Here is a 14,834-nt window from a genome sequence, read left to right as displayed (position 1 = left end):
AATAGTATCATTCCAGCCAGATCTCTCCAAGCTCGATCTCTGTTACCGGTCTGGCATTGCCCGGCATTGATATTTCCAGCTTTTCTATTTTCTCCGCCTGGAAGGGTATTTCCGTTTCCGGCTGGAAGTACTGTTTCAGGAAGACGGGATAAGCTACCGGAAGCAATGCCGTGTCTGTCTGACGCAACCGGTTCAAAGGGATTCGTATGATTCCTTCCGGTGAGGGAGAAGGACAAGGGCTTTTGTACGTGTATCCGTCCGATGTAACGAAACCGGCACTGATTCCTTCCGGAAGAGCCTTCGCCCGGTTAACCCGGATACAGAGGATGGTACAATCTTTTATTTTGCCTTTTCTTCCGTCTATCTTATCTTTGACAAATGTGCGAAGGAAGTATTGCGGATTCTCTCCTTTTGATGTAAAGGTGAACCGGAGCAATGGTTTTTCTGTCGGAGATGAATCGGTTAAACTCCGGTGAAGCTCGTTCCATTCGGGGAGTGTATAGGCTTCTATCCGGCTATGGGTATCTGTTACAGTCAGTAACTGTATCGCACTACCTGGGGCGACTACACGGGTAGTCCAGTATTGGCTGAGGGTGTAGTCCCAGTCCAGCGGATTTCCGTTTGTACCGGAAGAACTTCCTGTAGCGGAACTCCCTGCAGGATAAGTACGGGTACTGTCGCCCCGGCAGACGATGATGTTATACCTGAAATAACCTTCTTTTATCTCTTCGGCGGGTATCGTTGCCTGATATGTATAGCCGTTTGTGCGCTGCATCTTGACGGACGGATTGTGATCGTTCCAGAAAGAGATCTTGTCGGTGTAAATGATGACGGAGTCGGGAAATTCCGGACCTGTTATCTGTGCTGTGATCTTCAATGGTTTGTTGGCTTCCACAGTGGTGGCAGGTGTATGCATAACCCGGTAACTCGTTGCCCGTGGTGCGGGAGCCGCGTATTCGCCCAGTCTGATCGTATTCCATTGCGAATCGGCTGTCCAGTTTTGCTTCGGCGCACAATGCTTGCGTTGCAGCAGGTAAACGCCCGGACGGAGGGAGTGAATCACTCCGTCTTTCACTTCCTCTTTTCTGCTGTTCTCTCTGTAGGCGGAGGAAGCAAGTGTTGAATTGGCCGGCGATTGAATGGCGGAAAGGGTGAATGCATTTCCCAGGTTCGGAAGTTGCAAGGCCATGTCCCAGGCACCGTAAGCGATGGTCACTACTTCTTTCTCCAGCGAAGGTTTGGCGAACGGATCATTGACGATGATTGCATCAGGCATCACTTCCAGTCTCCATACTCCGTCTTCCAGACGGTCTATGAAATAAGCGCCTGTACCTTCGTAGCGCACAACAGGAGAACTTCCACACCCTGCGATGGATACCAGTTGTGAGGCATCTTTGGGTTGCGTACGGGTGGTATTGGAGTAATAGAATTTGTTTCCGTTGTTCAGTTCGCTGAGGTCTTCTGTATAGCTTACCCGGAAACCTTCACCGAACAACGTATCTTGTGGATAACTTCCGTAAGATGCGCCTCTCTTCAGGCTTTGTGCTGCCTCGGAAGCTATTTTCATGCTGATTGCCTTGTGCGGGGTATAGGCGAGATTCAGAAAATGTGTCTGATATTCGGTATTCGCGTAGGCAATGTCCATCGGGTCATACGCGAACTGGGTAATCCATTGAAAGCCGGCTGTGCGGAAAGTGCGGACCATAGCCGGATACATATAAGAGTACATGATATCCGCCGGATCAAATTCGTAAATCATTCGGGCTTTCTTATCGAAGCCTTTTACTTTATCGGCAAATGAAATATCGTAGCGGTCTACATAGGGAAGGAAGTTCCCTTGTTGTGTTTGTCCGGATACTAGACCGATGGGATACCATTGGTAAGTCGTTCCTTTGATATCGGTGTCATAGTATGCCTCTACTGTCCATTCGTTATGGCTTACATTGTAGAATACAGGCTTCCGGTTGCCGGCTTTGCGTATGGCTTTCAGCATTCGGTTGATGTAGGATTTTACTTCTTCCTTTGTGCCGGAATGGCAGGGTTCGTTATTTATTTCAAATCCTACAATAGACGGGTCGTCCTTGTAAGCCAGTCCGGTGTAGGGATTGGTGTGTCTCACCAAACTATAGAGATATCTTTCTTGTGCGGCAATAGCTTCCGGTTCGGAGTGCATGCTGCATTTGTCGTACTTATAAGAAAAGCCGCCTGTCGGCTCGTTCCGTTCGGGATATCCGTTCCCGAAGTTTGTTTGTGCGGTAATCACGATATGGATATTCCGTTCTTTCAGCTTGGCAATCAGGTAGTCCATCAGGTCCAGATGATCGTTTTCTGAAAGATTTCCTTCTCCGTCTGTCAGTTCCACATCCCATAAGTGAATACGATAGGCATTGAATCCCAGTCGGGAAAGATGGTACACATCTTTATCTATAGCTGCCTTACGGTCTACTCCCAAGTATCCGAGAGCACGGTAAGCATGAGCGAAAGGGGTAGTATAATTTGCACCGAAGAAGGAAGCTTCCCGATGAGTGTCGCTCCAACGCATCACTCCGTTTCCATCTATATATATAGTAGGTATGGAAGTCGTTTTCCCTTGTGTGCCGACAAAGGTGAATAACAGGCAAATGCAGGTAAGAATAAACTGTCTTTTCATGCTATCAAATTTACTGGTTTGTTGATAGCGGCAAAGATAGATTATCTGTCATTTTAATAAAAGCACAGATTGGACATATAAGGATAAAAATAGGACGAAATGCCCTGAAATGCCCCTACAACTCATCATTCAGGTATTGGCGCGGCGTTTTTCCGAACTCTGCCTGAAAACATTTGGAGAAATAAGAGTGATTGGAAAAGCCTACCATATACATCACTTCGGCAACGGTGAATTTCTTTTGTTGCAGTAACATGGCAGCCTTCTTCATTCGGATAGATTTGATATATTCCACCGGAGACATTCCGGTCAGTTGTTTGATCTTCCGGTAAATCTGCTTGTTGCTGATTCCCGACAGTTCGCAAAGTGCATTTACATTCAGGTCTGCATCGGAGAGGTGATCTTCGATCAGACGGATGATGTTCGAAAGGAATTTCTCATCCTGTGACTCAGCTTCGATCGGTTTAAGTACGGGAAGAGACTCTAACTGCTTTTTAGACTGTGCAGCCGGTATTTCATCCTCTTCTACTGCGGCGACCGGAATACTCAGTCCGATGGAAGTTCCCTTTCCTTTTTCGGAAGTGACTCCGTTGATAGAGCCACCATGCAGTTCTGTGTAAGTCTTTACCAGGTAAAGCCCGATACCGGTACCTTCTTTGCTACCGCTATGAGGTGACTGGAAGAAACGTTGGAAGATATAAGGAATATCCTGTTGCGGGATACCTGCTCCTGTGTCGGATACGCAAATTTCCAGCAGACCGCTTTCTTGCCGATAGAAAAGGGATAAACGGATATTTCCACCCTCGGAGGTAAACTTGACGGCATTCGACAATAGATTATCCAGTATCACTCCTAGTTTGATCGCATCCATATCGGCATAAATCTTTGCTTTGTTTGCTTCGAAATGGAAAGTGAACCGTTCGTCTTCTTCATATACAGAGAATAGACTGCGGCTGAACGATACCAGTTCGATGCGCGACAGGATAAGCAATGAATCTTTATTGTCTTCAATCCGGTTGAAGTTGAGTACCTGATGAATCAGCGAGTTTATTTTCATGGCGTTGCGCTGAACCTCTTCCAGTGTTTGCTTCTCATGTGCTTCTTCTGTAGCCGGAAGTAATTGGCTGATGGGAGCAATAATCCGGCTGAGAGGCGTCTTTAATTCATTGGACAGGTTGGTGAAGAAGGTCATTTTCTGGCGGGACTGCTCCAGAATCTTCTCTTTTTCCCTGCGTTCTGCTTTCAGGCGGTTTTTTACCCGGAAGAAGTTGATTGTCCATGCAATCAGGCTAAGCAGCAGTAAAACATAGATGGCTTTTGCCCATATTGTATAGTACCACGGCGGAAGAATCCGGATATTCAGAATATAAGGCTGGTCGGACGGCTGACCGTCTTTTCCCAGTTTGCTGATAATAAGCTGATAATTTCCGTAGCTCAGATTACTGTATGTAATGCGGTTGATATTGGATTTCAGGAAGTTCCATTCTTTGTCCATTCCTTCCAGACGATAAACGAACTTGTTTTTCTCATCCAGTGAATAAGGAAGATCGGATAATTCGAATGACAGGTTATTCTGATTATATTTTAATTCGATCGAGTTGGTATATCGGATATTGGGCACGTCATCTCTGGTGCGTGGTGATACCAGTTGATTGTTAATGTATAAGGCAGTCAACAGGATCGGGCGTTCCGGTTGGTGTATGGTTTGTATATCGGGGTGTGAGATACCGAAGCCGTCAGCTCCTCCCAGATAAATGCAATTCTCTTTCGGATCGAATAGCAGGCTTGTGAAGCGCTTGTCTGTCATATTCTGCAGCCGGGCATCCATTGTTTTCCGGTCGATTATCCAAAGTCCGTTGGTAGTGGACACCCAGATGTGATTCTTTACGGAAGTCATGGACAGAATCTCGTTGTTGCTGAAACTTCCGAAAGAGATACTTTGCTGGCTCTCGTCTTTGGGATTGATACGCATGACACCGCCATGAAACCCTACCCAGAGCATACCGTCCTCATCACATAACAGGTAGTTGGGGCTTTTCTCTCCGTTTAATTCGTCAGCAAATAATTTTGTCACTTCCCGTGTGCGGGGATTAATTTTGTCTATCCCTTTATTATTGTAGAGCAACACCCATACATTGCCTTCATTATCGGGAATAATCTGGTTGATAAACATGCCGGACAGTCCGTTGTGGACGGAGTAATTCTGTTCGGCTACATATTGTCCGGAGGCAGACTGCATCAGCCTGTGCTTGTCTACTACAAAGATTCCTCCCAGACAGGTTGAAATCCACAGATGTCCGGCATTGTCTTCGAACATATAATAAGTCCAGTTGGTGTTATATGTTCCTGTACTGTCTACAATGTTATAGTGCACGAATTGGCGGGTTGCATAATCGTAACGGTTGATGCTTCCGTCGGTAGCTATCCATAGCTGCTGTTCCTTATCTTCATAAATATGCCGGATACGGTTGTGTGATAACGGATAAGTCTTGTCACCCATTCTGTACCAGATAGCGTTATGCTTGTCTCCGGCAGGATCGGTGAAGCGGATTAATCCGTTGGTACCTCCAAACCAGTAGAAACCTTTTGAGTCGCGGAACAGGGAGTAGAACTGATTTCCGTCTCCCGTACCTGTAATCTGTGAGATCGGAATAAATTGCAGGGCGCTGTTGTAGCGTGAAAGGGAAATGCCGTAGTCGGTACCCAGCCAGATGTTATGTTCCTGATCGGCAAAGATATTCCAGATGATGTTATTCGTCAACGACTGGATATTGCGGGAATCGTGAATGATGTGCTGTAGAGGAGTGACATCATTGTGATAGACGTACAGGCCGTTGTCCGTACCTGCCAGCAGATCTCCATTTCCATCCAGAGCCAGTGATTTGATCGAGTTGTTATGGAAGGCTTCTGTCTGCTTCATCTGTCCGGTTGATGGAAAATACTGGAAAAGGTAACCTTCCGTACCGATCCAGATACATTGGCGACCCGTATCTTCCAGTAAGGAATTGACGAACAGGTTGCTTTGGCTGCTATTGACGGGAAGGGGAATCTTTTCGAATTTCCCGTTTGAGGCAATATAGCGGCACAGCCCGTTGTAGGTTCCCACATAAATCTGATTGTCTCCGGTGCGGATAATGGAGTAGATGGTATTATGGGGTAGTCCGTTGCGCTTTGTGTCGAGAGGACTTAGCTTCCGGTTTTGCAGCTGATAGGTGTATAAGCCATTTAATGCGCCTATCCACAGGGTGTCTCCTTGAAGTGCCATTGTGCGTACATCTGTCGGAAAGTCTGTTGCCGGTTGTTCGTAGCGGTCAGTCCGGTAATTGTAGATTAGGATTCCGTTGTCCGTACCCATATATAAATAGGTGTTATCTATAATGACACCGCAATAGATACGGGTGTTATTGATTTCTCCGTAAGTGAAATGCTGCTGTGTGGAATAACCGTCATAACTGAATAATCCCTTGTTGGAACCTATCCATATCAGTCCTTCGCTGTCTTGAAGGAAACAACTGACCACCGATGCTTCAGCACCGAGATAAATATTGTCGAATTGCTGGTAATTTACTTTTTGTCCATAGGCGGTGCTGCTTTGAATGCAACATGCACAAAGGAGAAAAAGAATGACTATGATTCGTTGATACATGATGTCAGGTTTGCAAGGCATTAAATCTCTAATTGTTGTGTTAATATTAGCACTCTTGATTGCAAATGTAGGAAAAATGTCGGTTACACTTGTAAATCTCCCCGTCTTTTTGTTCCTTTGCTCTATATTTATTAAACAGAATAGTTCGGAATGAAAAAGCTAATTTATCTGCTTTTGTTACCATTGGCTCTGACAGTAGTTGCCTGTGGCGGTAAGAACGGAAGTTCAAATAAAGAATCAGTGTTGGCAACGCAAGACAGTGTAGACGCTCATGGATTGCAGCGTATGCAAAGTTCGAAAGCTGAAACTGATATTAAATTTAAGGGGAAAGATTATCACTCGCTGGTTTCGCGTACTCCCGACGAGAGTCTGCCTCACGTCTCCAATGAAATGGGGGATACCTATGTAGACAATAAGATAGTGTTGCGTATCACCCGTGGAGGCGAGAACGTACTTAATAAAACATTTACTAAGAATGATTTTTCATCCGTAGTCGATGCGAACTTCCTTTCAAAGTCCGTACTCGAAGGAATTGTATATGATAAGACCACGCCGGAAGGAATCGTTTACGCGGCCAGTGTCTGCTATCCGCAGACAGACTTGTATGTCCCGCTCTCCATTACAGTTTCAGCCGATGGAAAAATGAGCATCAAGAAAGTGGATATGCTTGAAGAGGATTATCCGGAAGAAACGGCTGATTAAGCCTGTAGATAGGAGTATAAGACATTTCTGACAGAAGAATTGCACAAATGTGAAAGCATTTGAGACAAACGAAAGGCAGCCGTAAGGGTTGCCTTTTGTATTTTTGCACCGTCGATAAACTTAATACCGGATAGAATGAAGAAAAACATTTTGGTTATTTATATGATGGCGGCAGGCTGCGTAATGTTGACTGCTCAAACTAAAAATACGCAAACACTGGTGCCACTCACCGAACGGGTCAACGTACAGGCTGATTCTGCACGTGCCAATCAGATTATTGATGGTTGTTGGGTAGCTGTCGGAACGAATAAACCTCATGCCATTCAACGTGATTATACTCACTTGTTTGATGGAAAACCTTCCTACCGTTTTGAGTTGAAGACCGAAGACAACACACTGGAAGGGTATGCGAAAGGCGAAACGAAGGGACGTGCCGAATTTTCATACTGCTATGTAACTTCTGACGATTTCAAGGGATTGCCGGCTGATGTTTATCAGAAAGCGCAGATTACAAAAACTGTTTATCACCACGGAAAGGGGGCTTGTCCGCAAGGAAGTTCCCGTGACTATGAGTTTTCGGTTTATATTCCTTCTTCTCTGGACAGTAATGTATCTACCATCTTTGCCCAATGGCATGGAATGCCTGACCGGACTTTGGTTCAAACTCCCCAGGGGGAAGTGAAGAAGCTGACTATTGACGAATTTGTAGAATTGGAAAAAACGACTTTCTTCAAGAAGAATGCAGGACACGAAAAAGTAGCCAAACTGGATAAACAGGGTAATCCGGTGAAAGATAAAAATGGAAATCCTGTATATAAAGCAGGAAAGCCCAACGGATGGTTGGTAGAACAAGGAGGATATCCGCCATTGGCATTCGGATTTTCAGGAGGTATGTTTTATATCAAGGCGAACTCCGACCGTAAATGGCTGACAGACAAAGATGACCGTTGCAATGCAAACCCGGGGAAGACCCCCGTTATGAAACCTGTAACTTCTGAGTATAAGGCATCAACCATTGCCTATAAATTGCCTTTTGCCGATTTTCCGAAAGATTGCTGGATTACTTTCCGTGTTCATATCGACTGGACGGTATATGGTAAAGAAGCTGAAACGATTGTGAAGCCGGGCATGCTGGATGTACAGATGGATTATCAGGAGAAGGGGATGAAAGTGAGCAAACACATTGTGGATAATGAGAAGATTTTGATTGGACGTAACGACGAAGATGGCTATTACTTTAAGTTCGGAATTTACCGTGTAGGTGATAGTACCGTTCCCGTATGTTATAATCTGGCAGGATATTCAGAAAGATAAATAGGTAAATAGTTAAGGTTATAAGTTAAGGTGAAGAGAGCAATCCGGATGTTTCCATGTGGGCATCCGGATTTTTTTGTGGAGCAGATTCCGGGCTGAAAGTTAAAGAACACAAAAAAGAATGTGATCTTTGATTATTCCCAAATCTTTCCTAAATCTGTATCGTTATTTGCAGTATAAAACTTATTAGATATAGTATTAACGATAAAGAATAACGATTATGAAGAAAATTTTATCTTTGCTTGTGATGGCTATTGTAGCTATACAGTTCTCATTTGCCGGCGATGTGATTACAAAAGACATGAATCAACTGCCGCTTCCGGCACGCAACTTTATCAACCGTCATTTTACCAAACCTCAGGTGGCTCATATCAAGATTGATAAAGATATGATGGAGTCTACAAAATATGAAGTGTTATTGATGGACGGTACGGAAATAGATTTTGATAGTAAAGGTAACTGGGAGGAAGTAAGCGCAAAGAAAGGACAGGCTGTTCCGGCAAGCGTCGTTCCTTCATTCGCTGCCAGCTATCTGAAGGAGCATAACTTCACAGAACCTGTGACGAAAGTGGAGCGCGACCGGAAAGGGTATGAGGTGGAACTAAGTACCGGTGTTTCTTTCAAATTTGATAAGAAAGGAAAATTCCTGAAAGCGGATGATTAAGTGAATGTATGATATAACCTAAATCCTAAGAATTAATTATGTTAAAGTTTAAGTTTGGCGCATGGGCAGTCGTTTTTATGTTGGCTGTCCTTTCTTTCAGCGCATGCGATGACAATGATGATGAAACGTACAATCCGCCTGCCAACATTATTGAGGCATTGAAGCAACTATATCCGAATGCCCAGAATGTGGAGTGGGAGATGAAAGGGAATTATTACGTAGCTGACTGCTGGGTGACTGGTGACGAGCTGGATGTTTGGTTCGATGCGAATGCCAACTGGGTAATGACGGAAAACGAACTGGATAGTATCGATCAGTTAGTACCTGCTGTATATACTGGCTTTCGTAATTCCAATTACAGTTCGTGGGTAGTGACAGATGTGTTTGTACTGACGTATCCGCAGCATTCGACTGAGTCTGTGATTCAGGTGAAACAGGGAAATTTGAAATTTGCATTGTACTTCTCACAGGAAGGTGGATTGTTGCATGAAAGGGATATCACTGACGGCGATGATACGAATTGGCCGCCTATGGGATGAAATGAATCTGTATCGTATTGATTATCAGTATGAAATTATAGTGACGCCATCCCATGAGGATAGCGTCACTATAATACGTTTACATTTGCTGATAATCTTTGGCCAGTCCTCCTTCGCTCGTTTCTTTATAAAGTGATGGCAGATCGTGTCCGGTTTGTTTCATTACCTGTACCACTTTGTCAAAGGAAACACGGTGCATGCCGTCTGTAAAAGCTGAATAAAGATTGGCATCCAGTGCACGGGCGGCTGCATAAGCATTCCGTTCGATACAAGGGATTTGAACGAGACCGCATACAGGGTCACAAGTCATTCCCAAATGATGTTCCAGTCCCATTTCCGCGGCATATTCAATTTGTGCCGGACTCCCTCCGAATAATTGATTGGCTGCTGCCGATGCCATTGCGCAGGCTACGCCTACTTCTCCCTGGCAACCTACTTCCGCACCGGAGATGGATGCATTGAATTTGACAATGTTCCCAATTAACCCCGCTGTAGCCAAGGCACGCAGAATGCGCATATCACTGAAGTCACGGCTTTTTTGCAGATGATAAAGCACTGCCGGCATTACACCGCAGGAGCCGCAGGTAGGAGCGGTTACTATCTTGCCACCGGAAGCATTTTCCTCACTGACTGCCAATGCGTACGAGAAGACGAGTCCCCTGGATTGTAAGGATTGTTTGTATCCGGTAGCACGTATATAATAGGTAGAAGCTTTTCTGCGCAAGTTCAGCGGTCCGGGTAATACACCTTCCGCTTCCAGTCCGCGGTGGATGGCATCTTTCATCGTATCCCATACCTCCGCCAGATAGTCCCATATATCTTCATTCTCGCATTCCTTGACATATTCCCAATAGCTTTTTCCGGTACGTTCACACCATTGCAGAATTTCGGTCATATTGTTCATGCCATATACTTCCGGGCTTTCTATGGTCGGGTTGTCATTGTTCTCTGCCAAAGCTCCGCCGCCGATACTGTAAACTGTCCAGTTTTCCAATATCTTGTTGTTTGCATCTAAAGCGGCAAATGTCATTCCGTTCGGATGGAAAGGAAGGAAAACTTTGGGTTGCCATACAATTTCTACCGGAGCGGCAGGTTGTAAGGTATCTATGATGGCCACATCCGTCATGTGTCCTTTGCCTGTGGCTGCCAAACTTCCGTAGAGGGTTACTTTGAAAGAAGCGGCATCCGGATGACGTTCAACAAACATTTCCGCTGCTTTACGGGGCCCCATTGTATGACTGCTGGAAGGACCTGTGCCAATTCTGTATAACTCTTTAATAGATTTCATGGTTGGGTGTGCTTTAATTAATACCATTTCTTTTTTCTGAAGTACAAATATACAATAATACCGATAATCGCCATGATAATCCAGGCAAATAAATATCCGTATCGCCAGTCCAGTTCAGGCATCCATTTGTAGTTCATTCCCCATACACCGACCAGAAACGTAAGCGGGATAAAAATGGTGGATACAATGGTTAGCCGTTTCATGATATCGTTCATTCGTAAGTCATTGTTTGAGATATACAGATCGACTAATGAAGATAATGTTTCCCGGCAGATCTCGATCGTTTGTAATACAAACTGTAAATGGTCGTTTACGTCATTGTAGAATGCACGGTTCACTTTATGTATAAGGAGATTTTCTGCCCGCAGCAATTTTACATATTGTTCTTTAAGCGGAAGAATGGCTTTTTTCATCAGCATATATTGGCGGCGCAAGCCCTGAATCTGGATGCCTATGTCGTTTTCGTTTGTGATCATAAGTAGTTCTTCTTCCAGGTCTTCGAGTGCGTCATCGATGGAAGATATGGTTGAGATGTAGTTTGCCATTATACTGTTCAGCAGTACACTGAGCAGATAATCCGTCTGGCGGCTACGGATTTTCAGCACATCATTTCTCAGGGCGGAGTTGATTTCATCAAAGAAATCGGTTTCCTTTTCGAGAAAAGTGAGTACGTAATTGTTTCCCAGGATGATACAGACTTGCTGTTGGAGCAATCCGTCGAGGTCATCATCCTCTTTATGCTCATTGGGATGGAATATTTTCAGGATCAGGACAATATATTTGTCATGTTCTTCTATTTTGGTGGGATGGTCGGCATTTAATATATCTTGTAAAACGAGGAAGTCTATCTCAAAATGGCTGCAAATTTCGCGGATGGTTTCCGTGTCTTTCAGTCCATGTACCTGCAACCAGTTGATTCGTTCGTTATCCAGCGTTTCTTTGACGCTTTGAAAACTGACACCGGAGTTTTCCTGTATCTCGGTTGCATTGTATGTACAGAGATGTAGGTGGGTAGGGGTCAGACTGTCCCCGGTATAAATAAGCTTTTCGCTTAACAGATTATTTTTCATGCTTTATTCTCGTTTTAGAAAACCACTGTAACAAAGGTAGTGGTTTTCTAAAAGAGAACAAGTTCTTCGATCGTTTTGTTTACAGATTAGTCAAAATCGACTACCGTAATTCCGGCACCTCCGAACTGGACATGTTCATCTGCATAGTGCCTGACACCTGGTACGGTGGACAGGTATTGGCGGATGAGTGTACGGAGTATTCCGGTTCCTGTTCCGTGAAGGATGCGTACACGGTCCATGCCGACCAGGATAGCATCGTCTACGAAATAAGTGATGGTTTGAAGCGCTTCGTCACCACGCATTCCCCGCACATCGATGTCTTGTTTAAAGTTGAGTTTCTTTTCGTACATCTGGTCGTGTGTCTGGCTGCTGACAAACGTGCTTTTGGCAATACTTTCCGTTTTCGGGGCAGCATTACTTCGTTCCAGACGTTCCAGTTTCACTGTGGTTTTAATGCTTCCGAAAGCAACGGTTGCATTTTTACCACTGATTTCCATTATTTGTCCGACACTTGTCTGTCCCTTGATTTTTACATTCTCACCGACAGTGAGAGGCATGACTTTAGGAACGGCGGGTGTCTGTGATGCAGTAGCTTTCGGTTCGTTTTTCCTGTTCTTCTTCCGCTCTTGTTTCTCTTTCAGCTTCTCCATTTTGCGGGCAATCTTCTCTTCCTGTTCTTTGGAAGTCATCGTTTCCAGTGAAGTGCGGAAATCGTTTAGTTCCTGACGTACCTGACGGGTCTTTTCTTTTTCTGCCTGAGCTTCTTTAATGGTACGAATTGTATTTTCAATACGGGCATTCGATTCCTGTAACATTCGTTCTGCTTCTTCTTTTGCCTGCTTGATAATCTCTTTCCGTGACTTCTGTAGTTCATCCATTTCTGCCTGGTAACGTGCAATGGTATCTTCCATGTGTTTTTCCCTCTGGCGGATGGTTTGTCGTTTTCCTTCCCAGTAGCGTTTGTCACGTACAATATCCTGAAGGTATTTGTCGGCATTGATGTACTCGCTTCCTACAATATCCGAAGCATCTGCGATAACATCTTCCGGCAATCCTATTTTTCGGGCAATCTCTACGGCAAATGAACTGCCCGGATTTCCGATCTGTAGTTGGAAAAGTGCCTGCATCAAATGACGGTCGTAAAGCATAGCGCCGTTGACCACTCCTTCATGATCTTCTGCGAAATGTTTCAGATTTTGATAGTGAGTCGTTATCACTCCGAACGTTCCTTTCTGATTGAAGCGTTTCAATACGGCTTCAGCGATAGCACCTCCAATTTGCGGTTCTGTACCTCCTCCGAACTCGTCAATCAGGATGAGGCTGCGTTCGTTGCAGTTCTTCATCATGATTTTCATGTTGGTCAGATGGGAAGAATAAGTACTCAGGTCGTCTTCAATGGACTGCTCGTCACCGATGTCGATAAAGATGCTGCTGAACATACCGGCATGGCTACGTTCGTGCAAAGGTATCAGCATACCGCATTGCAGCATATATTGTAGCAATCCGACAGTTTTCAGGCAGACTGATTTACCTCCGGCATTCGGACCGGAAATAATAAGGATGCGTTGCTTCTGGTTAAGTTCTATATCCAAGGGGACTACCTTCTTTCCATGTTTGGCTAATGAGAGTTGCAGCAATGGATGTACGGCCATTGTCCAATCCAATAGTTGTTCTTTTTCTACTGCCGGTTTCAGGCTGTTGGTCTGTATGGCAAAATAGCTTTTTGCGCGGATAAAGTCGATCTCTGCCAGAAACTCATACGACTGGAGGATATCCGGAATAGATGGGCGCAGGATATTGGAAAACTCTGTAAGGATACGAATGATTTCCCGACGTTCGTCACCTTCGAGTTCGCGAATACGGTTGTTGGCCTCTACGACCTCTGCCGGTTCGATGAATACGGTCTTCCCACTTGCCGATTCATCGTGTACGATTCCTTTTATTTTTCGTTTAAGTCCCGGAGCGACAGGAATTACCAGACGTCCGTCACGCATAGTCGGAGCTACGTCTTTGTCTACATAGCCTTCAGATTGTGCATTGCGCAGGATACTGTTTAGTGAACGTGAGATACTTCCCATTGTACTGGACAGCTCCCGACGGATACGTGCCAACTCGCTGGAAGCATTATCTTTAATTTTTCCGTATTTATTGAGAATACTGTCTATCTTACCGATCAATTGGGGGAATACGGCAATGTCTCCCGCCAGTCGTTTCAGGCTGGGATAGGGGACATTGTTTTCTTCCTCTTCTTCATTCCGGTGAAGGAAGCGTACAATATCACGAATGGTTTCTAATGAACGGCGTAGGTCAAATAGTTCTTGTTCGTCCAAATACATACCTTCTATCCGCACTCGTTTCAATGACGGACGGACATCGAAGAAAAACTGATCCGGAAACCCGTCTTCTTCCTGAATGATACGCACAAACTCGGTTACCTGATTCAATCTCTCTTCCACTTCTTCGTATTGTTCGGAAAAGCTCATGTCTGAAACCCGCTCTTCGCCTAAAGTGCTGAGACACTTATCTTTCAGTAACTGTCTTATTTGGTCGAATCCTATCTTTTGCTCAAAATTTTGAGGATATATCATATCTTTATACTTATTATATGCTGCAAAAATACGATTATTTCGCGAAAAAAATGTCAGATTGTTTGCAGATTTAAAAATGATTCGTACCTTTGCACCGTTTTCAACGGAAAGCACTTCTGATAAAGGAGTTTTGGAGAGGTGGCAGAGTGGTCGATTGCGGCGGTCTTGAAAACCGTTGTACTGCGAGGTACCCGGGGTTCGAATCCCTGTCTCTCCGCAATAAACGCTGAAAATCAGCAGATTGTAAAACAAGCACCCAATTTTACACCCAAGAGTGTAAAATTAGGTGCTTTTGTATTATTTAAGATTTATACTTGAAAATAGGGACACAACCAATGTTATTGGATCAATGTAAAAACCTGAGGGATTTTCATTT

Annotated in this window: 9 protein-coding genes and 1 tRNA gene; 5 read left to right on the top strand and 5 right to left on the bottom strand. The window is 44.6% G+C overall.

Going from position 1 to position 14,834, the window contains the following annotated elements; all coding sequences use genetic code 11:
• Positions 1-7: 7 nt before the first annotated feature.
• Together HMPREF2794_RS24650 and HMPREF2794_RS24645 are read right to left on the bottom strand one after the other, a co-directional pair.
• Positions 8-2,650 (bottom strand): cellulase family glycosylhydrolase, encoded by a 2,643-nt coding sequence (locus HMPREF2794_RS24650; protein ID WP_070752959.1) that lies wholly within the window; start codon positions 2,648-2,650, stop codon positions 8-10.
• 115 nt (positions 2,651-2,765) lie between these two features.
• Positions 2,766-6,293 carry a two-component regulator propeller domain-containing protein gene (locus HMPREF2794_RS24645; protein ID WP_070752957.1) on the bottom strand — a complete coding sequence of 1,176 codons (3,528 nt, stop codon included), beginning with the start codon at positions 6,291-6,293 and terminating at the stop codon, positions 2,766-2,768.
• 150 nt (positions 6,294-6,443) lie between these two features.
• Here HMPREF2794_RS24645 and HMPREF2794_RS24640 point away from each other — a divergent pair, with 150 nt between their 5' ends.
• The 4 genes from HMPREF2794_RS24640 (at position 6,444) to HMPREF2794_RS24625 (ending at position 9,512) form a co-directional block, all read left to right on the top strand.
• Positions 6,444-6,995 (top strand): DUF4738 domain-containing protein, encoded by a 552-nt coding sequence (locus HMPREF2794_RS24640; protein WP_010537327.1) that lies wholly within the window; start codon positions 6,444-6,446, stop codon positions 6,993-6,995.
• Positions 6,996-7,130: 135 nt separating this feature from the next.
• Positions 7,131-8,309 (top strand): heparin lyase I family protein, encoded by a 1,179-nt coding sequence (locus HMPREF2794_RS24635; protein ID WP_070752955.1) that lies wholly within the window; start codon positions 7,131-7,133, stop codon positions 8,307-8,309.
• Positions 8,310-8,529: 220 nt separating this feature from the next.
• Positions 8,530-8,973, top strand: coding sequence for a PepSY-like domain-containing protein (locus tag HMPREF2794_RS24630; RefSeq protein ID WP_055271165.1), 444 nt, complete (start codon positions 8,530-8,532; stop codon positions 8,971-8,973).
• 38 nt (positions 8,974-9,011) lie between these two features.
• Entirely contained in the window at positions 9,012-9,512 is a 501-nt protein-coding gene (locus tag HMPREF2794_RS24625; RefSeq protein WP_010537330.1) for a PepSY-like domain-containing protein, read from the top strand.
• Positions 9,513-9,591: 79 nt separating this feature from the next.
• Here HMPREF2794_RS24625 and HMPREF2794_RS24620 read toward each other — a convergent pair whose 3' ends face one another.
• The 3 genes from HMPREF2794_RS24620 to HMPREF2794_RS24610 form a co-directional block, all read right to left on the bottom strand.
• Positions 9,592-10,800 carry an L-serine ammonia-lyase gene (locus HMPREF2794_RS24620; RefSeq protein ID WP_008760393.1) on the bottom strand — a complete coding sequence of 403 codons (1,209 nt, stop codon included), beginning with the start codon at positions 10,798-10,800 and terminating at the stop codon, positions 9,592-9,594.
• A 17-nt stretch (positions 10,801-10,817) separates the two neighbouring features.
• Positions 10,818-11,870, bottom strand: a complete 1,053-nt coding sequence (gene corA, locus HMPREF2794_RS24615) for a magnesium/cobalt transporter CorA (RefSeq protein WP_010537331.1) — start codon at positions 11,868-11,870, stop codon at positions 10,818-10,820.
• An 86-nt stretch (positions 11,871-11,956) separates the two neighbouring features.
• Positions 11,957-14,458: an endonuclease MutS2 gene (locus HMPREF2794_RS24610; RefSeq protein WP_022301705.1), complete on the bottom strand. Its 2,502-nt coding sequence runs from the start codon at positions 14,456-14,458 to the stop codon at positions 11,957-11,959.
• A gap of 132 nt (positions 14,459-14,590) precedes the next feature.
• Here HMPREF2794_RS24610 and HMPREF2794_RS24605 point away from each other — a divergent pair.
• Positions 14,591-14,675 (top strand) — tRNA-Ser (locus HMPREF2794_RS24605).
• Positions 14,676-14,834: the final 159 nt, after the last annotated feature.

The organism is Bacteroides sp. HMSC067B03 (assembly GCF_001811315.1).
Lineage (GTDB): Bacteria > Bacteroidota > Bacteroidia > Bacteroidales > Bacteroidaceae > Bacteroides > Bacteroides faecis.
The sequence above is the reverse complement of the archived record's forward strand: the minus strand, read 5'-3'. Positions and strand labels throughout refer to the sequence as shown.